The 23,805-nt window shown below is 59.0% G+C and carries 18 protein-coding genes; 10 read left to right on the top strand and 8 right to left on the bottom strand.

The features are described 5' to 3' along the window. On the top strand, window positions 1-197 hold a 197-nt coding region (locus ABIE59_RS08385), incomplete at its 5' end, for a hypothetical protein (protein ID WP_354445971.1). Window positions 198-348: 151 nt separating this feature from the next. On the opposite strand, the gene ABIE59_RS08380 is transcribed toward ABIE59_RS08385, so the two are convergent. From ABIE59_RS08380 to urtA, 6 genes are all read right to left on the bottom strand, one after another. Further along, a protein-coding gene (locus ABIE59_RS08380; protein ID WP_502915338.1) for an IS3 family transposase occupies window positions 349-1,499 on the bottom strand; the annotation gives its coding sequence in 2 pieces (ribosomal slippage) (window positions 349-1,262 and window positions 1,262-1,499; 1,152 coding nt in all). A gap of 274 nt (window positions 1,500-1,773) precedes the next feature. After that, entirely contained in the window at window positions 1,774-2,472 is a 699-nt protein-coding gene (gene urtE, locus ABIE59_RS08375) for an urea ABC transporter ATP-binding subunit UrtE (RefSeq protein WP_354445967.1), read from the bottom strand. Further along, the gene (gene urtD, locus ABIE59_RS08370; protein WP_044383828.1) at window positions 2,472-3,296 is read right to left on the bottom strand and encodes an urea ABC transporter ATP-binding protein UrtD; all 825 of its coding nucleotides are present in this window, start codon (window positions 3,294-3,296) and stop codon (window positions 2,472-2,474) included. Before urtD ends, urtE begins: the two co-directional genes overlap by 1 nt. Beyond that, complete coding sequence (urtC, locus tag ABIE59_RS08365; RefSeq protein WP_354445965.1) at window positions 3,293-4,414, bottom strand: urea ABC transporter permease subunit UrtC; 1,122 nt, start codon at window positions 4,412-4,414, stop codon at window positions 3,293-3,295. Before urtC ends, urtD begins: the two co-directional genes overlap by 4 nt. Window positions 4,415-4,605: 191 nt before the next feature. Next, a complete protein-coding gene (urtB, locus tag ABIE59_RS08360) occupies window positions 4,606-6,210 on the bottom strand; it encodes an urea ABC transporter permease subunit UrtB (protein ID WP_354445963.1) in 1,605 nt (534 codons plus the stop codon). A 73-nt stretch (window positions 6,211-6,283) separates the two neighbouring features. Continuing rightward, complete coding sequence (urtA, locus tag ABIE59_RS08355; protein ID WP_354445961.1) at window positions 6,284-7,582, bottom strand: urea ABC transporter substrate-binding protein; 1,299 nt, start codon at window positions 7,580-7,582, stop codon at window positions 6,284-6,286. A gap of 341 nt (window positions 7,583-7,923) precedes the next feature. Here urtA and atzF point away from each other — a divergent pair, with 341 nt between their 5' ends. From atzF to ABIE59_RS08330, 5 genes are all read left to right on the top strand, one after another. After that, window positions 7,924-9,753 carry an allophanate hydrolase gene (gene atzF / locus ABIE59_RS08350; RefSeq protein WP_354445959.1) on the top strand — a complete coding sequence of 610 codons (1,830 nt, stop codon included), beginning with the start codon at window positions 7,924-7,926 and terminating at the stop codon, window positions 9,751-9,753. Between the two features lie 26 nt (window positions 9,754-9,779). Further along, window positions 9,780-13,412, top strand: coding sequence for an urea carboxylase (gene uca / locus ABIE59_RS08345; protein ID WP_354445957.1), 3,633 nt, complete (start codon window positions 9,780-9,782; stop codon window positions 13,410-13,412). A gap of 574 nt (window positions 13,413-13,986) precedes the next feature. Then, entirely contained in the window at window positions 13,987-14,682 is a 696-nt protein-coding gene (locus ABIE59_RS08340) for a GntR family transcriptional regulator (RefSeq protein ID WP_354445955.1), read from the top strand. Between the two features lie 408 nt (window positions 14,683-15,090). Beyond that, window positions 15,091-15,363, top strand: a complete 273-nt coding sequence (locus ABIE59_RS08335) for a ComEA family DNA-binding protein (RefSeq protein ID WP_354445953.1) — start codon at window positions 15,091-15,093, stop codon at window positions 15,361-15,363. Window positions 15,364-15,471: 108 nt separating this feature from the next. Continuing rightward, window positions 15,472-16,410 carry a DMT family transporter gene (locus ABIE59_RS08330; RefSeq protein WP_354445951.1) on the top strand — a complete coding sequence of 313 codons (939 nt, stop codon included), beginning with the start codon at window positions 15,472-15,474 and terminating at the stop codon, window positions 16,408-16,410. A gap of 18 nt (window positions 16,411-16,428) precedes the next feature. On the opposite strand, the gene gloA is transcribed toward ABIE59_RS08330, so the two are convergent. After that, entirely contained in the window at window positions 16,429-16,977 is a 549-nt protein-coding gene (gene gloA, locus ABIE59_RS08325) for a lactoylglutathione lyase (RefSeq protein WP_354445949.1), read from the bottom strand. A gap of 200 nt (window positions 16,978-17,177) precedes the next feature. Further along, entirely contained in the window at window positions 17,178-18,317 is a 1,140-nt protein-coding gene (locus ABIE59_RS08320) for an alkane 1-monooxygenase (protein ID WP_354445947.1), read from the bottom strand. Between the two features lie 257 nt (window positions 18,318-18,574). On the opposite strand from ABIE59_RS08320, the gene ABIE59_RS08315 reads away from it, so the two are divergent. The 4 genes from ABIE59_RS08315 to ABIE59_RS08300 all read left to right on the top strand — a co-directional run bounded on the left by ABIE59_RS08315 (window position 18,575) and on the right by ABIE59_RS08300 (window position 23,793). Then, a complete protein-coding gene (locus ABIE59_RS08315; RefSeq protein ID WP_354445945.1) occupies window positions 18,575-19,231 on the top strand; it encodes a GntR family transcriptional regulator in 657 nt (218 codons plus the stop codon). 194 nt (window positions 19,232-19,425) lie between these two features. Beyond that, window positions 19,426-20,442 carry a DUF6160 family protein gene (locus tag ABIE59_RS08310; RefSeq protein WP_354445943.1) on the top strand — a complete coding sequence of 339 codons (1,017 nt, stop codon included), beginning with the start codon at window positions 19,426-19,428 and terminating at the stop codon, window positions 20,440-20,442. Between the two features lie 64 nt (window positions 20,443-20,506). Further along, window positions 20,507-21,565, top strand: coding sequence for a lysylphosphatidylglycerol synthase transmembrane domain-containing protein (locus ABIE59_RS08305; RefSeq protein ID WP_354445941.1), 1,059 nt, complete (start codon window positions 20,507-20,509; stop codon window positions 21,563-21,565). After that, a complete protein-coding gene (locus ABIE59_RS08300; RefSeq protein ID WP_354445939.1) occupies window positions 21,562-23,793 on the top strand; it encodes a glycosyltransferase in 2,232 nt (743 codons plus the stop codon). The genes ABIE59_RS08305 and ABIE59_RS08300 overlap by 4 nt, the downstream gene beginning before the upstream one ends. The last annotated feature ends 12 nt before the right edge of the window (window positions 23,794-23,805 follow it).

Genomic DNA, 23,805 nt, shown 5'->3' with positions numbered 1-23,805 from the left:
CTGTATTGCTTGCGTTTCTTGCTCATGATTCTCCTCCTTGTGGAGATGATGAATCAGAGCTTAGGCACCTGTCCAAAATTTGGGGTCCACTTCAAGCCCCGCGTTCAAAGCGGCCAGTTAGCGAGGCTGCGCTTAAAGGAGCATATCCAGCGAATGCCTTTAGAAAAGGCGGAATCACTCCTATCGTTTCTGACTGATTAACTCACTCTAAAAGCCACGTAAAATACAATCTCTGCCGGGAAGATGACGGCCATTGGCCGCAACAGTCATGACCAAGCTCTTGTGAAAGATTGCAGAGGTTCTATTGTGGAAGTTTCATTGACCCGGAACTGGCAAGCCCCCGATATCCTAGACACCTGACAGCTTTGTGAAATACTGCTTTTCGAAGTCCACGGGGGACAGCCCACCGTTATTTCCGTGCCGGCGAACCGGGTTATAGAACATCTCAATGTAATCGAAGATATCCTGCCGGGCTGTTTCCCGATCCTTGTAGATTTTCCGTTTCACTCGTTCACTCTTGAGCAACGAGAAGAAGCTTTCGGCAACCGCATTGTCGTGACAGTTTCCGCGACGGCTCATGCTGGGTTTCAATTGGTGGTCTTTCAGGAAGTCTCTCCATTCACGGCTGGTGTACTGCGAGCCTTGGTCTGAGTGAATCAGGACCTCCTGTTTCGGTCTGCGCCTCCAGGAAGCCATCAGCAAGGCGTCCATAATCAGGTCCGTCGACATCCGTGGCTTCATAGACCAGCCCACAATTTGCCGGGAGAACAGGTCCAGAACGGTAGCGAGATACAAGAAGCCCTCGTGAGTCCGAATGTAGGTAATATCAGTCACCCATCGCTCGTTTGGCTTCTGAGCCTCAAAATCGCGATCCAGATGATTGGGCGCGACATGAGCGGGTTCTCCGCCGTAATAGCCTTTGTGACGTTTGTAGCCGCGCTGAGCGCGAATACCTTCCGTCTTCATCAATCGGTAAACCCGATTTTTGCTGCATCTCTCGCCGAGGTCTTTGAGATCCAGGGTGATATTTCGGTAACCGTAAACGCCACCACTTTCGAGCCAGGCCTGCTTGATCAATCCCACCAAGCGACGGTTGGCCTTGGCGCGAGGGCTTTCCGGTTCATGCAGCCAGGCATAAAAACCACTGAAGTGGACTCCCAGCACTCGGCACATCACACGGACTTGAAATTCACTCTGGTGAGCCCTGATGAAGCGATACTTTACTTGGACTCTTTGGCAAAGAACGCTGCGGCCTTTTTTAGTATGTCGCGCTCCTCACTGACCCGGCGCAACTCCGCTCTCAGCTTGCGCAGCTCATCCTGCTGCTCACTGATCTGTTGATGTTGACTGCCAGCATCACCGTACAGCTTGATCCATTTGTGCAGACTGGCCGAGGTAATTCCCAGCCTCCGACACACATCGGTCACTTTGTAGCCACGCTCCGTGACCTGTTTGACCGCCTCAATCTTGAATTCTTCGGAGTATCGCTTTCCGCTCATTACCAACACCTGTAGATTTGCGTTTACTGTAACGCTATCAGGCGTCTACTGTATCGGGGGCTTGCCAGAACGGCTGAAAAGTGCCTGTTGAGTGAGAGGCTCTAATATTCGCTTTTGTTTATCTGACCGCCTCGGCATCGTTGAGCTGCCCCCAACTTTGTGAAGTTCGCCTACACTGGTTCAAGAACAAAAACTCCGTGCCAAGCATCGCTCGGCACGGAGTTATGAGAGGTAGGACTTAAATGCATCTCGTAGCATGAGGATATTCGAGTGGCTAGACCGTCAGGTGCCTTCTGATCAGTTCATCGTTCAGCCCAGCAATCTCCCCCTCAGCAACCCGCCGACCACGGTCGAGGATCGCAAACCGATCCGCATACTTCCGCGCAAACGGCAACTTCTGCTCAACCAGCAGCACGGTCAGCCCATCCTCCTCGATCAATTTACGAATAACCTCCCCAATCTGCGCCACAATGTTCGGCTGAATCCCCTCCCCCGGCTCATCCAGAATCAGCAGCCTGGGCTCAATCACCAACGCCCGGCCAATGGCCAACTGCTGTTGCTGCCCGCCAGAAAGGTCACCACCCCTGCGATGCTTCATTTCCTTCAACACCGGAAACAGCTCATACACCCGCTCGGGGATTTTCTTGCTGCCGTCTTTGCGCACGGCCAGGCCGGTGCGCAGGTTTTCTTCTACGGTCAGCAGCGGGAATATCTGCCGGCCCTGGGGCACGTAGCCGATGCCGAGGCGTGATCGGTCTTCGATTTTCTTTTTGGTGAGTTCCACGTCTTGCGCAAATTCGATGCTGCCGCTGCTGGTGTTTTCCTCGCCCATGATGCATTTCATCAGGGTGGTTTTGCCCACGCCGTTGCGGCCCATTACGCAGGTGCACTGGCCCTGGGGGATGTCCAGGTCCAGGTCCCAGAGGGTGTGGCTTTCGCCGTAGTATTGGTTGAGCTTCTGGATCTTTAGCATTACGCCTCCTCCCCCAGGTATACCTTGATCACTTCCCGGTCGTTGGAGACCTGGTCCATGGTGCCTTCGGCCAGTACGCTGCCCTGGTGCAGTACGGTGACTTTGCGGGCGATGGAGCGCACAAAGCCCATGTCGTGCTCTACCACCACTACGGACTGTTTGCCGGCCAGGCTGGTGAGCAGTTCGGCGGTGCGTTCCATTTCCTGTTCGGTCATGCCCGCTACCGGTTCGTCCACCAGCAGCAGCCGGGGTTTCTGCATCAGCAGCATGCCGATTTCCAGCCACTGTTTCTGGCCGTGGGAGAGGATGCCGGCGGGCTTGTCCCGCAGGGTTTTCAGCTTGATCATCTCCAGCACTTCGTCGATGCGGTCCCGGTATTCGGGTTTCATGATGGCGGTGAGCGTTGGGAATATGCGTTTGTCGGTGGCCATGGCCAGTTCCAGGTTTTCGAAAACGGTGAGGGCTTCAAACACCGTGGGTTTCTGGAACTTGCGGCCGATGCCCAGGCTGGCGATGTCCGGCTCGTTCATGGTGAGCAGGTTGTGGCGGCTGCCGAACCATACGGAGCCGGTATCCGGGCGGGTTTTACCGGTGATGATGTCCATCATGGTGGTTTTGCCCGCGCCGTTGGGGCCGATGATGCAGCGCAGTTCGCCGTCGTCGATGGTCAGGTTCAGGTTGTTGATGGCTTTGAAGCCGTCAAAGCTCACGTTCACGTCTTCCAGGTACAGGATGGGGCCGTGGCGCACATCCACCGGGGAGGCGGCCGGGGCCAGGAATTCAAATACCTGGTCGCGGTTGGTGAGTTGTTCAAACATGCTCATGCGGTGGCCTCCTGCCCGGTGGCGGTATCGTCGTCTTTGGCTTTTTTGCGCTTTTGCAGCAGGCCGGCAATGCCCTTGGGCAGGAACACGGTGACCAACACAAACAGCGCGCCCAGGGCGAACAGCCAGGCATCCGGCATTACGCCGGTGAACACGGTTTTGGCGTAGTTCACCAGGATGGCGCCGATCACAGCACCGTACAGGGTTGCGCGACCACCCAGGGCGACCCACACCACGATCTCGATGGAGAACAGCGGCGAGAATTCGCTGGGGTTGATGATGCCCACTTGCGGCACGTACAAGGCCCCGGCCACGCCTGCCAGCATGGCGGACACCACGAACACGAACAGCTGTACCCGTTCCACCCGGTAACCCAAAAAGCGGGTGCGGGCTTCGGCGTCGCGGCAGGCCACACTCACCCGGCCCAGCTTGCTGGTGACAATGCCCCGGCAAATCAGGTAGCCAATGGCCAGGGCGATGCCGGTGGCGATGAACAGCCCCAGGCGGGTGGCGTCGCTGCGCAGGTTAAAGCCGAGTATGTCGCGGAAGTCGGTCAGGCCGTTGTTGCCGCCAAAGCCCATTTCGTTGCGGAAGAAGGCCAGCATCAAGGCAAAGGTGAGCGCCTGGGTGATGATGGACAGGTACACCCCGGTTACCCGGGAGCGGAAGGCCAGGAAGCCAAACACCAGCGCCAGCAGGCCCGGGGCCAGCAATACCATGATGAAGGCAAACCAGGCCATGTCGAAGCCCTGCCAGTACCAGGGCAGTGTGTCCCAGTTCAGGAACACCATGAAGTCTGGCAGTGCCGGGTCGCCGTACACGCCCCGGTCGCCAATCTGGCGCATCAGGTACATGCCCATGGCGTAACCGCCGAGGGCAAAGAAGGCGCCGTGGCCCAGGCTGAGAATACCCAGGTAACCCCACACCAGGTCTACCGCCACCGCCAGCAAGGCGTAACACAGGTATTTACCCAGCAGGGTGACGGTGTAGGCGCTCACATGCAGGGCGCTGTCCTGTGGCATGAACAGGTGCAGAAAGGTAACCACGATCAGGGCGCTGAACAGCACGCCCAGGAAGATCTGGGTTGATTTCTCACGTAACGGTCTTGTTAGCCACATAACTGGTGTTCCTTCTGGCTAATTATTTGATTCACTGAGCCACTGAGCGACTTGAGAGCAAGGCGCAGTGGCGAAGGTTTGGTGGTTCCAAATCGAGACGCTGCAACGCGGCTATCAAGTCGCTCAGTGGCTCCCGAAGGGCGAGGCGCTTTTGCCTCGCAGTGGATTAAAGAATTGGCTAGACGGAACACCTACCCCTCCGCCGCTCGGCCTTTCTGGGGAAAGAGCCCCCTCGGCCGTTTTTGAATGAACAGGATGATCATTACCAGCACCATGATCTTGGCCAGTACCGCGCCAGCCCAGGGTTCCAGAACCTGATTGATGGTGCCCAGGGTCAGCCCGGCTACCAGGGTGCCCCAGAGGTTACCCACGCCGCCGAACACCACCACCATGAAGGAATCGATGATGTAGTTCTGGCCCAGGTTGGGGCCTACGTTGGTGATCTGTGACAACGCCACACCCGCCAGCCCGGCCACGCCGGAGCCGAGGGCAAAGGTCATGATGTCCACTTTGGTGGCTTTGATACCCATGGAGCGGGCCATAGCGCGGTTCTGGGTAACGGCGCGCACTTCCAGTCCCAAACGGGTGCGGCGCATGATCAGCATCAGCCCGGCGAACACCACCAGGGCAAAGCCGATCACATACAGGCGGTTGAGGGTGAGGGACAGCGCCTCATTGATCATGATGGAACCGCTCATCCACTCCGGGGTAACCACGGTGCGGTTCAGCGGTGAAATCACGGTGCGCACCAGTTGCTGCAGAATCAAGCTGATGCCGAAGGTGGCCAGCAGGGTTTCCAGCGGGCGGCCTTTAAGGTGTTGGATCACGCTGCGCTCGATGATGATGCCCGCCAGCGCAGCCACCATGAACCCGGCGGGAATGGACAGAACCAACGCCAGGCCCGGTTGGCCGGGAAACAGTTGCTGCATGCCCCAGGTGGTGTAGGCACCCAGCATGATCAGTTCACCATGGGCCATGTTTATCACGCCCATTACGCCGAAGGTGATGGCCAGGCCAATGGCGGCCAATACCAGTACGGAGCCCAACGAAAGGCCGAAGTACAGGGTTTCGGCGGCACTGTTCAGTTTCAGTTTCTGCTCGATGCTGGCCAGGGCTTTTTCAGCGGCCGCAGCAATAGCTGGGTCGTCACCGCTGGCCGCGTTGTTCAAGGCCGCCCGAACGCGGGCGTTCAGGCTGCCGGAGAGTTGTTCGATGGCGTTGATGTCGCCTTGTTCCAGTTGGTGGATGGCCAGGGCATTGGCCAACAAATCGCGAACCTGGCTGTTTTCTTCCACCTCAAGCCGTTCTTTAATCAGCGGCGCCATAACAGTGTCTACCCGGCCCAAAAGATGGCGGGCGGCTGCGCGGCGTGCGCGGTGATCGGCCACGCTCAAATCGACGACCGAGAGAATGCCTTCCACCTGGCTGCGCAGGGCGTTGTTCACCCGAATGCTGTCCAGATCACGGCGAGACATTTCACCCATGCTGTCACCGGTCACGGCACTGGCCACCTGCCAGTTGCGGCCGGTGTTACTGGTTACCAGTACCACGTAGCCGGAGGATTTCACCGTTGCCAGGCGGCCGCCGGCAAAGGCTTCCAGCCAGCCACGGGCACGTTCATCGCCGCTTTCTGCAATCTGTTTCAGTACCTTGCTTTTTTCAGCGTTGCTGGCTTCTGCGAGCCGTTGCAAGAGGGTTTGGGCGGTGTCGTCCTGCACCTGGGCAGTGGCCACCACCGGCCCCAGGGCCAGGCACCAGGCCAAAGCGAGCCCGGCGAGCAGTCGGAAGATGCTCATGGTTCATTCCTGTTGGCGTTGAAATGAGGTTGGAAACACCGGGCAGGCAGGCTCACCTGCCCGGTTGGGTCGCTTAGTTGGAAGCCACTTCCGCAGAGCCACCGCACTTGCCGGTAACCACGTTGAAGTTGCCGCAGCGCATGGGCGCGCGCCAGTCACTGATCAGGTCCTTGGAACCCGGCAGGAAGTCAGACCAGGCATCGCCAGCCACGGTAGACGGCGTTTCCCAGACTACGGAGAACTGGCCGTTGTCCTGGATCTCGCCAATCAGCACCGGCTTGGTGATGTGGTGGTTGGGCATCATGGTGGCAATGCCGCCGGTGAGGTTGGGCACGGCTACGCCGATGATCGCGTCTTTGATGGCGTCAACATCGGTGGTGCCGGCCTTCTTCACCGCCTCAACGTACATGTTGAAGCCAATGTAGTGGGCTTCCATGGGGTCGTTGGTGACGGCTTTTTCGTCGCCCTTGAACTCTACCCAGGCGTCGATGAAGTCGTAGTTGGCTTCGTTATCCACGCTCATGAAGTAGTTCCAGGCGGCCAGGTGGCCCACCAGAGGCGCGGTGTCGATGCCGGAAAGCTCCTGCTCACCCACCGAGAAGGCCACCACCGGAATGTCGGAGGCGGATACGCCCTGGTTACCCAGCTCCCGGTAGAACGGCACGTTGGCGTCACCGTTGATGGTGGAAACCACGGCGGTTTTCTTGCCGGCGCTGCCGAAGCTCTTGATGTCGGAAACGATGGACTGCCAATCGGAATGACCAAACGGGGTGTAGTTGATCATGATATCGGCATCGGCCACGCCCTGGTCTTTCAGGTAGGTTTCCAGGATGCGGTTGGTGGTGCGCGGGTAAACGTAATCGGTGCCCGCCAGTACCCAGCGTTCAACGCCCAGTTCGTTCTTCAGGTAATCCACCGCAGGAATGGCCTGCTGGTTGGGCGCAGCGCCGGTGTAGAAGACGTTCTCGGAAGATTCCTCACCCTCGTACTGAACCGGGTAGAACAGCAGGCCATTCAGCTCTTCCACCACCGGCAGCACGGATTTACGGGAAACCGAGGTCCAGTTGCCGAAAATCACGTCCACTTTTTCTTTTTCCAGCAGTTCCCGTGCCCGCTCCGCGAACAGCGGCCAGTTGGAGGCGGGGTCTACTACGACCGGCTCCAGCTTACGGCCCAGAACACCGCCTTCGGCGTTCTGCTTTTCAATCAGCATCAGCATGGTGTCTTTCAGTGCGGTTTCACTGATCGCCATGGTGCCGGAGAGGGAATGCAAAATACCCACTTTGATGGGGTCTTCCGCCGCCATGGCGTGGAAGGAGACAGACAGTGCCAGTGCAGACAGGCCCAGTTTCACGTGTTTTTTGATGCTCATGTTGCGCGTCCTTTTCGTTGAGTTATGAGTCGTCAAACGCACCAGGGTGTCTGCATCTGCCGTTCCAACTCCCACAAAAATAATTACGAAACAACAACTTATCTAGTATACAAGCTAGAAAAATGAAATCAGAACCTCGCATTTACAAGGTTTAAGGCCTGATTTTGGTGCTTTCTGATGTGATCCTGCGCCGTACTGGTGCGCACCGGTTTTGCCCAGCCTCCACACAAAAACCATTAACCAACTGTTTTTATTGAAATAGTGACGTTTATCCGATGTCTGGCACGCAGCTTGCCATTGCTCATGTATACAAGTTTGACCACACATGAGGACGACATCCCATGCCAACCACCCTTGGATGGACGATCGCAGACTGGCAACAGGCCTACAGAGAAGGCGCCGAGCCAGAAGCCCTGATCAGCAAACTGCTGGATTACCTGAAAGGTGACGACAACGCCTGGATTTCCCGGCTGGGCGCCGACGGCTTCCATCAGGCCATGGCCGAATTGGCGGACCAGCTGGAAACCGTTGACGGTGATCTGAAGCAGTTGCCGCTTTACGGCATTCCTTTCGCGGTGAAAGACAACATTGATGCCGCCGGCTTTGAAACCACCGCCGCCTGCCCGGCCTTTGCCTACACCCCCCAACAAGACGCCACCGTGGTGCGCAAACTGAAAGCCGCCGGCGCGGTGGTGATTGGCAAAACCAACCTGGACCAGTTTGCCACCGGGCTGGTGGGCACCCGGTCCCCTTATAGTGCCGTGCCTAACAGCTTTAACCCAAAGGTAATCAGTGGTGGCTCCAGCTCTGGTTCTGCCTCTGTGGTGGCCCGGGGCCTGGTGCCGTTTGCCCTGGGCACAGACACCGCCGGCTCTGGCCGGGTGCCAGCCGGGCTGAATAATTTGGTGGGGCTGAAACCCACCAAGGGCCTGTTCAGTATCAGCGGTGTGGTGCCGGCGTGCCGGTCGCTGGATTGTGTGTCGGTGTTCGGCCTGACCATTGCCGATGCCGCACAGGTGGCTGAGGTGATGGCAGGCTTTGATAAAGCCGATGCCTTTTCCCGGAAAGCGCCCAACACCCTGCCCCTGGATGCCCCCGCCATTCGCCGCCCCGGCCCGGTGCAGCGCCTGGCCATTCCAGAGCAACCGGAGTTCTTTGGTGACCAGCAGGCAGAGGCGGCCTGGAATACCGCGTTGAGCCAATGGCGCCAGCTGGATACCGCCGGCGTGGAACTGGTGCCCCTGGATTTCAGCCCGCTGCTGGAACTGGCCGCCCTGCTTTATGAAGGCCCATGGGTGGCCGAGCGCCATGCGGCGGTGCAACGGTTTATGGCAGACCACGCCAGCGATATGAACGAGACCGTGCGTTCCATTATCAGCAAGGCCGGGAACTTCACCGCCACCGACACCTTTAACGCCCAGTACCGCAAGGAAGAACTGCTGCGGCAGATCGATACGCTGCTGGCTGAGGTGGACGGCCTGCTGGTGCCCACTGCCCCCGTCGCGCCCACCATTGAAGCCGTGAATGCTGACCCGGTCGCACTGAACAGCCAGCTGGGCACCTACACCAATTTTGTGAACCTGGCGGATTTGTGCGCCCTGGCGGTGCCCGCCGGGTTCCGGGACGACGGCCTGCCCTTTGGCGTGACCTTGATAAGCGGCGCCTGGAAAGACCGGGAACTGCAAACCCTGGCCAGCCAGTGGCTGAACGCCCACCCAACACCCCTGGGCGCTACAGACAAAGCCCGCCCGGAGGAAGTGGTTACTTACCAACCGGCCGTTCCGACCATTCAGGTGGCGGTGGTCGGCGCCCATTTATCCGGCATGCCCCTGAACACCCAGCTCACCGAACGCAAGGCCCGGCTGCTGGAGCAAACCACCACCACGCCCAATTACCGCCTGTACGCCCTGCCCAACACCACCCCGCCCAAACCGGGCCTGAAGCGGGTGGAAGACGGCGGCGCCGAAATTGTGCTGGAAGTCTGGGAAATGGCCGCCTCGGAATTCGGCTCCTTCGTTGACTTGATACCCGCGCCCCTCGGCATCGGCAATGTTGAGCTGGCCGATGGCCGCTGGGTAAACGGCTTTATCTGCGAAGGCTACGGCTTCACCGGCGCCCGAGACGTCACCGAATTCGGCGGCTGGCGAGCTTTTATTAAATCCAGGGCCTGATCCACCTACTCCGGAGACCAAACAACATGTTCAAAAAAGTCCTGATCGCCAACCGAGGCGAAATCGCCGTTCGCACCATTCGCACCCTCAAAGCCCTGGGCATCGGCAGCGTGGCTGTCCACTCCCACGAAGACCGCCACAGCCTGCACGTCACCACCGCCGATGAAGCCGTGGCTCTGGTAGGCAAAAGCGCCAGCGAAACCTACCTGGACAAGGCCCAGATTCTGGCGGCGGCCAAACAAACCGGCGCAGAAGCCATCATTCCCGGTTACGGCTTTTTGTCCGAGAACGCCGACTTCGCCGAAACCTGCGAAGCCGAAGGAATTGTGTTCATCGGCCCGACTCCGGAACAGATGCGCGAATTCGGTCTGAAACACCGGGCCCGGGAACTGGCGGAAGCCGCCGGCGTGCCCCTGGCTCCGGGCAGCGGCCTGCTGGAAACCCTGGACGAAGCCCTGCAAACCGCCGAACGCCTGGGCTATCCGGTGATGCTGAAAAGCACCGCCGGCGGTGGCGGCATCGGCCTGACCCGCTGCAACAGCGAAAACGAACTGCGGGATGCCTTTGAAACCGTGCGCCGCCAGGGCCAGAGTTTTTTCAACGACAGCGGCGTATTCCTGGAGCGCTTCATCGCCCGGGCCCGCCACGTGGAAGTGCAGATGTTCGGTGATGGCCAGGGCAATGTGGTGGCCCTGGGCGAGCGGGATTGTTCCCTGCAACGGCGCAACCAGAAGGTGGTGGAAGAAACCCCGGCCCCGAACCTGCCGGCGGCCACCCGCCAGGCCATGCTGGATGCCGCCGTTTCCCTCGGGCAATCGGTAAATTACCGCTCCGCCGGTACCGTGGAATACATTTACGATGCCGATCGGGACGAATTCTACTTCCTGGAAGTAAACACCCGCTTACAGGTAGAGCACCCGGTGACCGAGTCTGTCACCGGCCTGGACCTGATCGAGTGGATGCTGAAAATCGCCGCTGGCGAAAGCCCGGACCTGGCCAACTTCAAGCCGGAACTGAACGGCGCGTCCATGGAAGTGCGCATCTACGCCGAAGACCCGCTGAAAGACTTCCAGCCCTCCCCCGGTGAACTGACCGATGTGTACTGGCCGGAAGATGGCGTGCGGGTGGATACCTGGGTGGAAAATGGCAGTGAAGTCTCCGCCCACTACGACCCGATGATCGCCAAGCTGATTGTGCACGGCACCGACCGGGCCGATGCCCTGGCCAAACTGCGCCAGGCACTGGCCGAAACCCGATTGATGGGCATCGCCACCAACCTGGATTACCTGCGCCAGGTGGTGGCTCAGCAAAGTTTTGAGGATGGCATTGTCTCCACCCGCGCTTTGGAGAGCTTTGAGTTCAAGCCCTCGGTGGCGGAGGTACTGAAACCCGGTACCTACACCACCGTGCAGGACTACCCCGGCCGTGTGGGTTACTGGAACATCGGTGTACCGCCCAGTGGCCCCATGGACGACTACGCCTTCCGCATCGCCAACCGGATTGTCGGCAACCACAACGACGCCGCCGGCCTGGAAGCCACCCTGATCGGCCCCAGCCTGAAGTTCCACAAGGACTCTGTGGTTGCGCTGACTGGCGCACTGACGGATGCCACCCTGGATGGCAAAGCGGTGGAATTCTGGAAACCCATCACCGTCAAAGCCGGCCAGGTCTTGGCCGTGGGCAAGGCCATCAAGGGCTGCCGTACCTATCTGGCGGTGCGCGGCGGTTTTGATGTGCCGGTGTACCTGGGCAGCCGTTCCACCTTCGCCCTGGGCCAGTTCGGCGGCCACGGCGGCCGGCCCCTGCGCCCCGGCGACATGCTGGGCATCAGCCAGCTGGAATTGCCCGCCTGCACCACCCCGGGGCCAACCCACGACCCCGCCCCGGCCGACCCGGACCTGATCCCGGACTACCCCAACCACTGGGAAATCGGCGTGCTCTATGGCCCCCACGGCGCCCCCGATTTCTTCTCGGAAAAATCCATCGAGAAGTTCTTCGAGCAGGATTGGGAAGTGCACTACAACTCCAACCGCCTGGGCATTCGCCTGAATGGCCCGAAACCGGAATTTACCCGAGAAGACGGCGGCGAGGCGGGCCTGCACCCGTCCAACATCCACGACACCGAATACGCCATCGGCTCCATCAACTTTACCGGCGATATGCCCGTTATCCTCACCAAAGACGGCCCCAGCCTGGGCGGCTTTGTGTGCCCGGTCACCATCGCCAAGGCCGAGTTGTGGAAAGTGGGCCAGGTAAAACCCGGCGACACCATCCGGTTTATGGCGATTGATAACGACACCGCAGTACAACTGGCCGAACGCCAGGAACTGGCCATCAAGAGCCTGATGGCCCCGCCGGCGGTGACCCTGGTAGCGCCGGATCTGGCCCCGCTGAATGGTTTGTCCGCCACCACCCTTGCGCACCTGGACGAAACCGACGGCCGCCCGGAAGTCACCTACCGCCAGGCCGGTGACCAGTACATCCTGCTGGAATACGGCGCCAACGTGCTGGATCTGGGCGCCCGCATGCGCATCCACGCGCTGATGGAAGCCATCGCCGATGTACAACCCAACGGCCTGCTGGAACTGTCCCCCGGCGTTCGCTCCCTCCAGCTAAGGTACGACGCCCGCCTGTTGTCCCAGGAAGCGCTGATGACTTACCTGCTGGACCTGGAAGCCACCCTGCCACCCACAGACGAACTGAAAGTGCGCAGCCGGGTCATCCACCTGCCCATGGCCTTCGAAGACAGCGCCACCCTGGAAGCCGTGGAGAAATACCGCCAGTCCGTGCGAGACACCGCCCCCTGGCTGCCCAACAACGTCGACTTCATGCAACGCATCAACGGCCTGCCCAGCCGAGACGACGTAAAAGACGTACTCTTCTCCGCCCGCTACCTGGTGCTGGGCCTGGGAGACGTCTACCTCGGCGCCCCCTGCGCCGTGCCCCTGGACCCACGCCACCGGTTGCTCACCTCCAAATACAACCCGGCCAGAACCTACACCGCTGAAGGCACCGTAGGCATCGGCGGCATCTACATGTGCATCTACGGCATGGACTCCCCCGGCGGCTACCAGCTGGTGGGCCGAACCCTGCCGATCTGGAACAAATACCTGAAAAACAAACAATTCGCCGAAGACTCGCCCTGGCTGCTACGGTTCTTCGACCAGGTGTGCTACTACCCGGTCACAGAAGACGAACTGACCGAAATGCGAGACCAGTTCCGCGCCGGCAAGCTGGAGATCAAAATCGAAGAGGAAACCTTCGATCTGAAATCCCACCAGGCCTTCCTGGACGCCAACGAAAACTCCATTGCCGAGTTCCGCAAACTCCAGCAGGCGGCCTACGCTAAAGAGGTGGCTTTGTGGAAGGAAAGCGAAGCCGAAGAACTCGACCGCCTGGCCAAGGCCCCGCCAAAACCGGATACCTCAGACCTGGAGCGGTTTGGGGAGTTGGTGAGCGCGGAGATTGCGGGGAATATATGGAAGTGCCTGGTGAAGCCGGGGGATACGGTGGCGGAGGGTGATCCGTTGGTGATCGTAGAGGCTATGAAGATGGAGTTCGAGGTGAGTGCGACGTTGTCTGGCACCATCAGTGCTATGCATGTGGAGCCTGGTAAGTCTGTTACTCCCGGGGAGCCTCTGCTTAGCATCGAAGTTTGATTACGGTTGCTGGTTTCGGGTTTGGGAGATCGGCGCTTTTGGTGCTGGCCTGCTATTTGGGTGGCGGCGCCGCTGTGCGGGACACCCTCCACAGACACGCCGTGAACCCCCGCAAGCGGGTCCGGCCAGCAATCATAGATTGCTGTCGTTCGGCTGCGCATGAAGCTTCGCTTCATAAACGCTTGCCTCACCCATGGGGGCTTGAGCGCAGCATCCATGCTGCGCACAGTCTGTGGAGGGGTTCCCGCACAGCGGCTTGGTTGGCTCCAGTGATTGCGGCTAAAAAACCGATTACGATTGCCTGAAACTCGATGTGGAATCACGCGCCAGCTCCACTTTCTCGGCAGAGGCCTCTAACAGGCATAGGGAGTTGGGCGTGGCTATCGGGGAGGCTGTTCAAAAGTGTGCGCAGCAGGGATGCTGCGCTCAAGCCCCCACGGATGGGTTCACGGCGTCTTTTGAACAGCCTCCCCGATAGCCGCGCCCAGAGCCTAACTCCAAATCAACAGGCCTCCCGCATCTTTAAAAGAGGGCAAACTCGAAAATGGCGACAAACACCAAAAGAAAAGCCTCCATGGCAGACAGGGTATACGAAGCCCTGAAGGACGATATTTTTGAGTTCCGCCTGATTCCCGGAGACAAATTCAGCGAGGGCGACGTGGGTGCTCGCCTGAATGCCAGCCGGACACCGGTGCGCGAGGCCCTTTACCGACTGCAGCGGGAAGGCTACGTCGATGTCCTGTTTCGCAGCGGCTGGCAGGTTAAGCCCTTTGATTTTCAGCAGGTGGAGGAACTCTACGACTTGCGAATCACCCTCGAACGGGCCGCCATGCACAAAATCTGCGCCCTGCCCGAGGAGCCACAAACCCTGCGCACCCTGATTGCCATCTGGAACCCGGACCACCCCTCCGAGCGAGCCGTGGGCAGTACCGTTCGGGCGCTGGACGAGAGCTTTCACTGTGACCTGGTGGCCGCGGCCGGCAATCGGGAAATGACCCGCATTCACCGGGAGATTACCGACCGCCTGCGGATTATCCGGCGGCTGGATTTCACACGGGACGACCGGGTGGATGCCACCTACATCGAACACTCACAGATTCTGGAGGCGCTGCGCACCGGCCATGCCACCGATGCCGCGGACCGGCTCACCCGGCATATCCGCTCCAGCCAGAAAGCGGTTCGTGAAATCACCATGGAACGCATAAAAGAGGCCGCCGAAGCCCATCGTGGCGGGCAAGAAATTGCCCAGAAAAGCCCCGTGAAACAATGAACTTAGGTTCACCGGCAATCTCACAGCGCTGTAGGAAATATCGCACACACCAACAGGCAGATGTCCGATTCTTAATGATCCGGCCAGGCGTAGAATTAGCACTGTCAGGGATGACAAGCCAGCACGGACGTTGGCTCAGGGATGGAAACTCCACGGAACCGGAGTTGCCCGATGGAACAGGGCTTACAGGGACGACTGCAAGGACGAAGTGCTCAGGATGATGCGCGCCTGATGGATCAGGCAGGGGTCAGCCACGGAATTTGGGGACTACACGGACTGTGGTCCCGTTCCGTGCACTTACACAGCCTACCGTTTTACCGTTTCTCTCATCGCTCCAACCCATTGACCACACCCCAGGTTTGTTGCTCCTGACGTCACATAGTAACGTCTAGAAAAAGGAGTTCTCCGATGAAACACACAGGCATTCTGGCTACCCTCGTTCTGCTGTTCTCCCTGGCCACAGGCTTCGCCCACGCTGAACAGCCAGCCACCATCAATATCAATCAGGCGGACGTTGCCACGCTGGCTACCCTGAACGGTATTGGCGAGAGCAAGGCCGAGGCCATTGTGGCTTACCGTCGTGAAAATGGCCCCTTCCAGTCTGTGGACGATCTGGCCAACGTGAAAGGCATCGGCGCACGCACCGTTGAGCGCAATGCCGATCGGCTGTCTGCAGAATAAGCACTAAGCCTTCCGGGCAGCCCTGGCTGCCCGTTCTTTCCCCTATAGCGCCACTCCCCAGCCACTGTTACCCTTTTTGGCTTTACATTCATTGGGTTGGCCAGTTTCATGTTTCATGGCGCTTTACTTATCGCGTTTGCGGCCCTGCTTTGGGGTACCACCGGCATTGTTGCCAAATTCCTGTTTACTGGCACAGAACTTACCGGCCTTACGCTTGCGCTGTTGCGATTGGTGGTTGCGCTGCCGTTTTTCTACCTGTTGATGCGGCGGGAACAGCTGGAATTACAGCATCCCGGCCAGAAGGTCGCCGGTAGCTCATTGCGCGGGCTCAGCGCCAAGGCCCTATTGCCATTAGCAGCAATGGGGTTGTTCCAGGCGTTTTATCAAGGCAGTTATCTGGTGGCCGTCGACCTTACCGGCGCCGGTATTGCTACGTTGATTTCGTTATGTCTGCCGCCGGTACTGGTCGCCATTCTGGCAGCGCCACTGCTGGGTGAAAAACCCGGCATACTGACGCTAACCGCAGCGGTTGCAGCGATCATCGGGACCGGCATGTTGGTGGTCAGCGATATGGATACCGCCGGCAGCCTGCGTTTGGCAGGTATATTGATGGCACTGCTGGCTGCCGCGGTATACACCGGTTTTACTCTCACCAGTCGCTACAACTCCGCCGGCACCCCGGTGTTCACAACCGCCTTTATCTGTTTTCTGACCGCTGCCCTTCTGCTATTGCCGATAGTGGCGCTTACCGGTGGCTTTGCCGGAATGGCCAGCCTGGGGCTGTCCCACTGGTTGATGGTGCTGTACATCGGCGTGGTGCCAACCTGCATTGGCTACCTGTGTTTCTTCGGGGGTATGAAGACCACGCCGGCCACGCTGTCCAGCATCATCGTGACACTGGAGCCGCTGTTTGTGGCACTTCTGGCCTGGCTGATTCTGGGGGAGGTGCTGGGGCCCATCGGGATTACCGGGGCTCTGATACTGACCATTGCGGTTATTGTGGCTTCCCGTTATGGCAACGCCCCCGGCAGCAGTCGTTCAGACTGACGCCGGGGCGATACCTGGTCAACCGTCTTTGCGCTGTTTCTCCAGCATGTTCGGCTGCAGGATTTCAATCCAGTAGCCGTCCGGGTCTTTGATAAAGGCCAGGCCTTTCATCTTGCCGTCGTCCGGCTTTTTCACAAACTCCACGCCCAGTTTCTCGAAGCGCTCACAAGCGGCGTACACATCCGGTACCGCCACACCAATATGACCAAAGCCCTGGGGCTGGTCGTTGCCGTTGTGGTAGGCAAAATCCGCGTCGTTCTCCGTGCCCCAGTTGTGGGTCAACTCCAGCATCGCTTCCCGGCCAAAGGTGAAGGTGGTGCGGTGGGCGTCGTCGTTGGGCACGAACTGGGCCTGCTTGTCGTCCAGGTAGCCCAGGAAATACAGGGTGAACTTCATTTCCGGGAAGTCCAGCTTGCGCACCAGGCGCATGCCCATCACGCGGGTGTAGAAGTCCATGGAGCGCTCGGGCTCTTTGATGCGCATCATGGTCTGGTTGAAAACGTAACCTTCGGTCTCGGGAACCGGGGCGTCATACAGGCCCGGTGCCTGTTCGAAATGCTTGGGCATGTCGAGTGTCCTTATCGGATTGAGGGTTCAACCAATATACCTGCGTGCCTCCTCCCCGGATTTCAAGGGTAAAAAAAGACCCCGTGAACCAGAGACGCATTCACGGGGCTTTAAGGCCGGGTGTTACCCCGGCATTCTCCAGAGACACTCTGAAGGCGGTAGCGCCCCGGCCAAGCAGGCCGGAGCTATTGAGAGGGCTCTCAGGAAGTAAGCTGGTGCTCTTCACCCTGGTAGTAGGCTTCTACCCTTGGGTTCATTACCTTGCGCCAGAGGGGCGGGATGCAGGCCAGCACCACCATGGTGGCGTAACCGGCGGGCAGCTGCGGTGCAATGTCGTGGTAGCGCAGCACCTGGTAACGCCGCTTGGCAAAGGCGTGGTGGTCACTGTGGCGCTGCAGTTGGAACAGGAACACGTTGGTCAGGAAGTAATTGCTGTTCCAGCTGTGTTCCGGCGTGGTTCGCTCGTAGCGGCCGTTGTCCAGCTTGCGGCGGTGCAGGCCGTAGTGTTCCAGGTAGTTCACGATCTCCAGCAGGGTAAAGGCGATAAAGCTCTGGCCCAGGAAGAAGGCGGCGCCGAGCCAGCCGAACGCAACTGTGAAGGCCACCAGAGCCAGCAGGCTGATGCCGTACCACCAGATCAGCTCATTACGCCAGCTCACAGGTGCCTGCCCCTTGCGCTTCAGGCGCTCGGCTTCCAGCTTCCAGGCGTTGGAGAAGTTACGCACGTAGGCCTGGGGCAGAAAATTGTACAGGGACTGGTTGTAGCGTGAGGATGAAGCATCCTCCGGCGTGGACACATGAACGTGATGGCCCCGCAAGTGCTCCACCTTGAAGCCCGCGTAGCACACCAGTGACAACAGAAAGCCACCGGCCCAGGGTTCCAGCTTGCCATCTTTGTGGATCAGCTCGTGGGCAACGTTGATGCCCAAACCGCCGACAATACCGATGGACACCACCCAACCAATGGCACCGGCAACGCTGAATACGCCGGAGGCCAGGGTGACCATGCTCCAGGCCAGCAACACGGCGTAGGCGGCTACCCAGCCCAGCGTAATCACCTTGTAGAACTTTTCCTGGTTCAGCCTGGGCACATCATCCTGCTCATCCGGGTTCAGGGCGTCTTTGCCGAGCAGCATGTCCAGCACTGGAATGATGCCGAACACCACCACCGGCACGCCCCAGGCAAACAGATTGATCAGGCCGGTGCTTTCCCCGGCCGCCAGCAGCAACGGTGGCAGTACCAGGGGAATCATGGCAATCAGGTAGCTGTATTTTTTCAGGGTAATCAGAACCCGGCGGCGGCCAGCCTCGGTGTTCCAGGTGATCAGACGTGAGCTCATGGTAGCCCCCTATTGTTGTAGAACGTTGTATCGGGATGTGAATAACAGTCTTACTTTTTCTGCATTATTGTCCTACAATATATCAGTCGTCAAGTATTGTTCTGGTTATTTTTTGACAATTGTCACGAAACACCCGCCCCGCACGGGGCTGAATCCATCCATCAAGAGGCTGTGATAAACTCATGCGCGTTCAACCATCTGCCGGCGTACTGCCCTCTTTGGCCAGCCGGATCGTTCAACCTGTTCAGAGAGCCCTTATGGATTTTCAGGTGCCCAACACCCTGGCGGAGCAGATAGCCAACTACCTGGCGGAACGCATCATGACCGGGCAGATCCGCCCCGGTGAACGTATTCAGGAAGCCACCCTGGCGAACGAACTGAAAGTCAGCCGGGCATCGGTGAAGGAAGCGCTGTATACCCTGGAGCGCTGGCACCTGGTGGAAATCACACCCCGCAAAGGCGCCTCTGCCACCAAACTGAATGCCGATTACGCTTCGGAACTGTATGACGTGTATATGCACCTGCTGATGATGCTGGCTGCCCGCCTGTGTGAACGCTGGCAGGAATCGGACAAGCCGATGATGCTGGACGCGGTGGCCCGGGTGGTGGAACAGGTGAAGCAACCGGCCGCCGACATTACCGCAATGGTCGAGGCCAGTTTCGGGGTGATGGAAGCCTGCTGCAAAGTGGTGGACAACCCATACCTGACGGAAGCCCTTTCCAACTTCAAACCGGCGGTCAGCCGCGCGTACTATCTCAGTGCTGAGCGATATCGACAGGGGCTGGCCCAGACCAGTCAGTTTTTCTCAGAACTTCCCCAGGCAGTCCTGGCCAGAGACGCCGACAAGGCCCAGGCGCTGATTCGCGGATTTGCCGAGCACCAGAAACAGCTGATTCGACAGGCCCTGAGCTGAGGCTCCACGCTCTGCTGTTCAGGGTGTGATCGGTCTCACAGATCCTTTCAGGACACCGGCATAAAGTAACACTGTGTAACTATTAACCACCGCAGCCTTGGTCCTGCTGTCCCTGCGGCCCGTCAGAGAGCCTGAAGCTGAACGCTCCGGCCTCTGAATAACAACAAGAATGCCGAACGGAATCCGGGGCCCTTATGTTCTCTTACACCGCATTGACCAGCAGATCCTCACTGGCCGGCGCGATTGCCGCCATCTCACTCCTGCCAGCGACGGCACTGGCGGATTTTCGCCCGCTGGATGACGCCGCCATGGCGTCTGTTACCGGCCAGGCTGGCGTGTCCATCGAACTGGAAACCAAACTCAGCATCGACCGGCTGACCTGGACCGACGAAGGCTCGCTCAGCGTTAACGGCCTTAGGCTGTCCGGCCACAACGACACCGTACTGGATAACCTGAAGCTGACCATCGACATCGCCGGTGAGGGCGAGGTGCTGGAACACGGCTTTTCCGAGATTGCCCGGCGCGCCAACGCGGGCCTGCTGGACACCAGCAATCCGGATGTCGCCGATGCCCTGGCAAAGTATTCCGTGGCCGGCAGTTTTGGCAAGCAGTTCAACAGTGGTGATTTAGTGATTCACCTTGGCGCCACCGATTACGGCGACCCGACCAGCCTGGACGATTACCTCAAAGCGGTGGATTTTGAGCTGGCCATCGACAGCATCACCACCTCCGGCACGGAAGGCAGTACCAACCTGTTTTCAGACATTAACCTTCAGGGCTATATCGGCCCTACGGATCTCGTCATCCGTAACGGCAGCAGCTCTACCCGCACCCTGGCCAATGGCAATACCGTTTCCGGCTCGGAACTGCAGCTCGACACCCATTTTGAGGTGACCGACGGCAGCCTGGACTGGGATGCCGCTGATGTGATCCTGATCTTCAACTTTGCCGCCGTGGGCATAGAAGGCCTTCAGATTCATAACCGAAGGGGCAACGACACCCTCGGCCATTTCGGCATGGCCCACGCCACCGCCAAGCTATCCCGCGGCACCGGCGCAACCTCTGGCAAGGAAGGCTTGTCTATCCATGAGGTGGAGTTCCGGGCCGACATCGACATGCCGGTGTTCAAGGTAGGCGGCACCGGTATTGGCTCGGTTCAGTTCACGGATTTTGTCATCAGTGACACCACCATGATGGTGTACGGCCACTGAGGCAAACTGGACAACCACTGCCCTGCACAAGGTACACTGCCCGCCACTAACAGACGGGCAGAGCATGACCAATAGCACTGACAGCGACTACCAGAAACGGACTTCCTGGCGACGGCTCACGGCCTTCGCTCTGTTGTTTTTAGCCATGACCGGCGCCGGCCTGTTTACGGTGTACGACCGCTTCGCCGGTCGCAGTTTACAGTTCGACGATCGCCTGCTTTCTCCCATGTTGCTGTTGTCGGTCGCTGCCTTGCTGCTGATCTACTTCATGGCTGATGGGCTGCGTTTGCATTACACCCTCAGGGCTTTGGGGCACCGGCTGCCACTGCGCAAGATCTTCCGGCTGGTGTTCATTAACCTGTTTTTCTCCAACGTAACGCCCATGGCCACCGGTGGCGGGTTTGCCCAGATCTGGTACCTCACCCGCCATGGGGTGCCCGTGGCCCGGGCCACTGCAGCCACTACCATTCGCACGGTGCTCGCGGTGGTGTTCATTTTCTCTCTGACGCCCATATTCCTGCTGACCCTGAACGCCCTGGACGGCGGCATCTGGTCATCCGGCATTGGTACCGCATTGGCTGTGTTTGTATCGCTCTATCTCGGGTTCTTCGCCGTGCTGCTGTTCCGGACTCGCTGGCTGATCCTGCCGTTGAGCGCCTTTGTTGCGGGCCTGCATAAGTCGCACCTGATCAACCACCGCCGGCATGATCGCTGGCAGTTCAAGCTGCGCCGCGAAATGCTAAGGTTCGCCCTGTGCTTCAGTGAGTACCTTCGGGGCGCTCCGCGAGACGTGATTTTGTCGGTGTTATTCACCGCCGTGTTCCTGCTCAGCCTGTTCAGCTTTCCGGCTCTGCTGATTCATGGCCTCGGCTACGAGGCAGATTACCTGACCACCCTTGGCTTACTGGTGGTTACCACCTTCATTATGTATTTCTCTCCCACGCCCGGCGCCTCAGGCATATCGGAGGGTGTGTTTGGCAGCTTCTTCCGGGATATCCTGTCGGGCAATCACCTGGTGCTGGTTACCATTGCCTGGCGTTTTCTCACCATTTATCTGGGCATGATCATCGGCTTGCTGGTGATGCAGAGGGAGCTGATCAAAAGCCACCGGAGGCCGGAATGATCCGTCGCAACCCGCTTAAAGTGCTGTTCTACCTGTGCCTGGCCATTGTGGTAGCCCTGGTGGGCTACAAGGTATACCTGAATTTCTTCAAACAGGACTTTGAGGCCCTGCACAGCGAGCAGGTTGAACGCATCCACGAACGCACGCCCCCGGGCTCCGGCATCCGTTTTGCGGTGGTGGGCAACATCAACAATTCCGTCGGGATTTTCGAGCGCCGGTTTATTCCGACCCTGAACCAGGCGGGCGTAGACTTTCTGGTGTCCTCAGGCAATGCCGTGAGTGGTGGCGGCGAAGACAAATACCGGGCGCTGTATGGCACCCTGAGCCACTTGGAGGTCCCCTACCTGCTTACCTTCGGCCCCCACGAATACGAGGATTTTGGCAGTTTCCGGTTTTATGATCATTTCGGGCCCCACTTCTACAGCGTGCGGGCCGGCAATACCCGACTGATCTTCCTGGACAGCACCGGCAAAACACCCTGGCGCTGGCAGATGCGCTGGCTCCGTGACCTTCTGGCCCACGACACCAGCAATGCCCACATACTGTTTATTGGCCACCCGCTTCTACAACCGGAAACTCCGGCCTTCTTCGACGGCGAGGACGACTACCTGCAGCCCCCGGCCTTCCGGGACGAGCTGATGCAGTTGATTCGGGAGCAAGGCATCGATCTGGTGTTCTCCGCCAACCTGTCGCTCTTTGATGAGCAGGTCGTGGATGGCACCCCGTACATCACCACCGGGGGCGCCGGTGGACTGGTACTGAACACGGAAGATAGCTTTTACCACTACGTTGACGTTCGGGTAACACCAGACGGCGACGTGAGCTACCAGATGCAGCGCCTGGAAGTGGGCCAGCATCCGGCCTGGAAGCGATTGGAGAGTTTATGGTTCTTCGTGTATTCGCTGTTCTATACCGGCTACCTGAATTTCATCCTGATTGTCGCGGTGTTTGTGGCCCTGACCATCAAGCTTTACCAGATCATTTTCATCGGCAAGGATTACTACCCTGATTATGACCTTGACCCCACTCCTTGGCTGGAAAAGCCGTTGCGGGTCACTATGTTCACCAACAATTACCTGCCCTTCATCGGTGGGGTGCCCATTTCCATTGAACGGTTGCGCCAGGGCCTGGAACATCTGGGGGACAGCACTCAGATTGTCGCGCCCCGGTATCGCGACCAGCCGGACCGGGAAGAGGCCGTGGTGCGGGTGCCATCACTGCTGGCCATGGGCGAGAAGCGGGAATTCCGCCTGGCCAATATATTCCTTGCCCGTATCCGCAAGCAGGTGCGGGCCTTCCGGCCGGATGTGATCCACCTGCATCATCCATTCTGGCTCGGCAGTCTGGGGCTGTTCATGGCCCGCCAGCTGCGTATTCCCGCCATCTACACCTACCACACCCGGCTGGAGCACTACGCCCACTTTGTGCCCCTGCCCGGGATGCTGTTTCGAAACCTGATTTCCCACGCCCTGATCAAACGCTTCGCCAACCGCTGCGATGGCGTGATTGTGCCGACTTACTCCACCGAGGAATACCTGCGGATGATCGGGGTGACTACCCCCACGTTCGTGCAGCCCACCGGTATCGAGTACGAGCGTTTTCAGGCTGTGGAAGCCTCCGCGCTGGACGCTCTTCGGGACAAGCTGGGGCTGGGCAACGAAAAAGTGTTCATCAGCGTGGCACGGCTTTCCAACGAGAAGAACATCGACTTCATGATTGAAGCCATCGACCGGCTGCGCAAGGAAAGCAACGTACCGTTCCGCTTCCTGATGATTGGCGACGGCCACCAGCGGGATCGGCTGCAGAAGAAAATCGACAGCCTGGAACTGGGCTCGTACTTCACCCTGGTGGGGGCGATTCAGCCGGAGGAGATGGCGCTCTGGTACAACCTTGGCGACGCTTTCCTGTTTGCCTCCAAATCAGAGACCCAGGGTATGGTGATTCTGGAAGCCATGTCTGCCGGGCTGCCGGTGGTGGCGGTTCGCTCTAGTGGCATTGAAGACGTGGTTCGGGATGGCCTGAACGGTTACAAGACTCCGGAAAACCAGGCCCGCTGGATTGAGAAAGCCCGACAGCTGCTGGAGAACGACGACCTGCGCACCGAGCTGTCTGACAAAGCCCGGGCGTTTGCCGCAGATTATTCCATCGAGCAATTTGCCCGGGATGTCCGGGGCATTTACGCAACCAGTCTTGCGGCCCGGGAGAAACGCGGGAAACGCTCTTCGTAATCACCTTGGGTA

Source organism: Marinobacter sp. MBR-99, from assembly GCF_040547575.1.
GTDB lineage: Bacteria > Pseudomonadota > Gammaproteobacteria > Pseudomonadales > Oleiphilaceae > Marinobacter.
This window is presented reverse-complemented; position numbering and strand designations above follow the sequence as displayed.

Coding starts and splice junctions, on each gene's coding strand:
- ABIE59_RS08330 (WP_354445951.1), top strand. CDS start 15,472: ATGTTTCATGGCGCTTTACTTATCGCGTTTGCGGCCCTGCTTTGGGGT.
- ABIE59_RS08300 (WP_354445939.1), top strand. CDS start 21,562: ATGATCCGTCGCAACCCGCTTAAAGTGCTGTTCTACCTGTGCCTGGCC.
- ABIE59_RS08335 (WP_354445953.1), top strand. CDS start 15,091: ATGAAACACACAGGCATTCTGGCTACCCTCGTTCTGCTGTTCTCCCTG.
- ABIE59_RS08320 (WP_354445947.1), bottom strand. CDS start 18,317: ATGAGCTCACGTCTGATCACCTGGAACACCGAGGCTGGCCGCCGCCGG.
- ABIE59_RS08340 (WP_354445955.1), top strand. CDS start 13,987: ATGGCAGACAGGGTATACGAAGCCCTGAAGGACGATATTTTTGAGTTC.
- urtA (WP_354445961.1), bottom strand. CDS start 7,582: ATGAGCATCAAAAAACACGTGAAACTGGGCCTGTCTGCACTGGCACTG.
- urtE (WP_354445967.1), bottom strand. CDS start 2,472: ATGCTAAAGATCCAGAAGCTCAACCAATACTACGGCGAAAGCCACACC.
- uca (WP_354445957.1), top strand. CDS start 9,780: ATGTTCAAAAAAGTCCTGATCGCCAACCGAGGCGAAATCGCCGTTCGC.
- ABIE59_RS08305 (WP_354445941.1), top strand. CDS start 20,507: ATGACCAATAGCACTGACAGCGACTACCAGAAACGGACTTCCTGGCGA.
- atzF (WP_354445959.1), top strand. CDS start 7,924: ATGCCAACCACCCTTGGATGGACGATCGCAGACTGGCAACAGGCCTAC.
- urtC (WP_354445965.1), bottom strand. CDS start 4,414: ATGTGGCTAACAAGACCGTTACGTGAGAAATCAACCCAGATCTTCCTG.
- ABIE59_RS08315 (WP_354445945.1), top strand. CDS start 18,575: ATGGATTTTCAGGTGCCCAACACCCTGGCGGAGCAGATAGCCAACTAC.
- urtB (WP_354445963.1), bottom strand. CDS start 6,210: ATGAGCATCTTCCGACTGCTCGCCGGGCTCGCTTTGGCCTGGTGCCTG.
- gloA (WP_354445949.1), bottom strand. CDS start 16,977: ATGCCCAAGCATTTCGAACAGGCACCGGGCCTGTATGACGCCCCGGTT.
- urtD (WP_044383828.1), bottom strand. CDS start 3,296: ATGAGCATGTTTGAACAACTCACCAACCGCGACCAGGTATTTGAATTC.
- ABIE59_RS08310 (WP_354445943.1), top strand. CDS start 19,426: ATGTTCTCTTACACCGCATTGACCAGCAGATCCTCACTGGCCGGCGCG.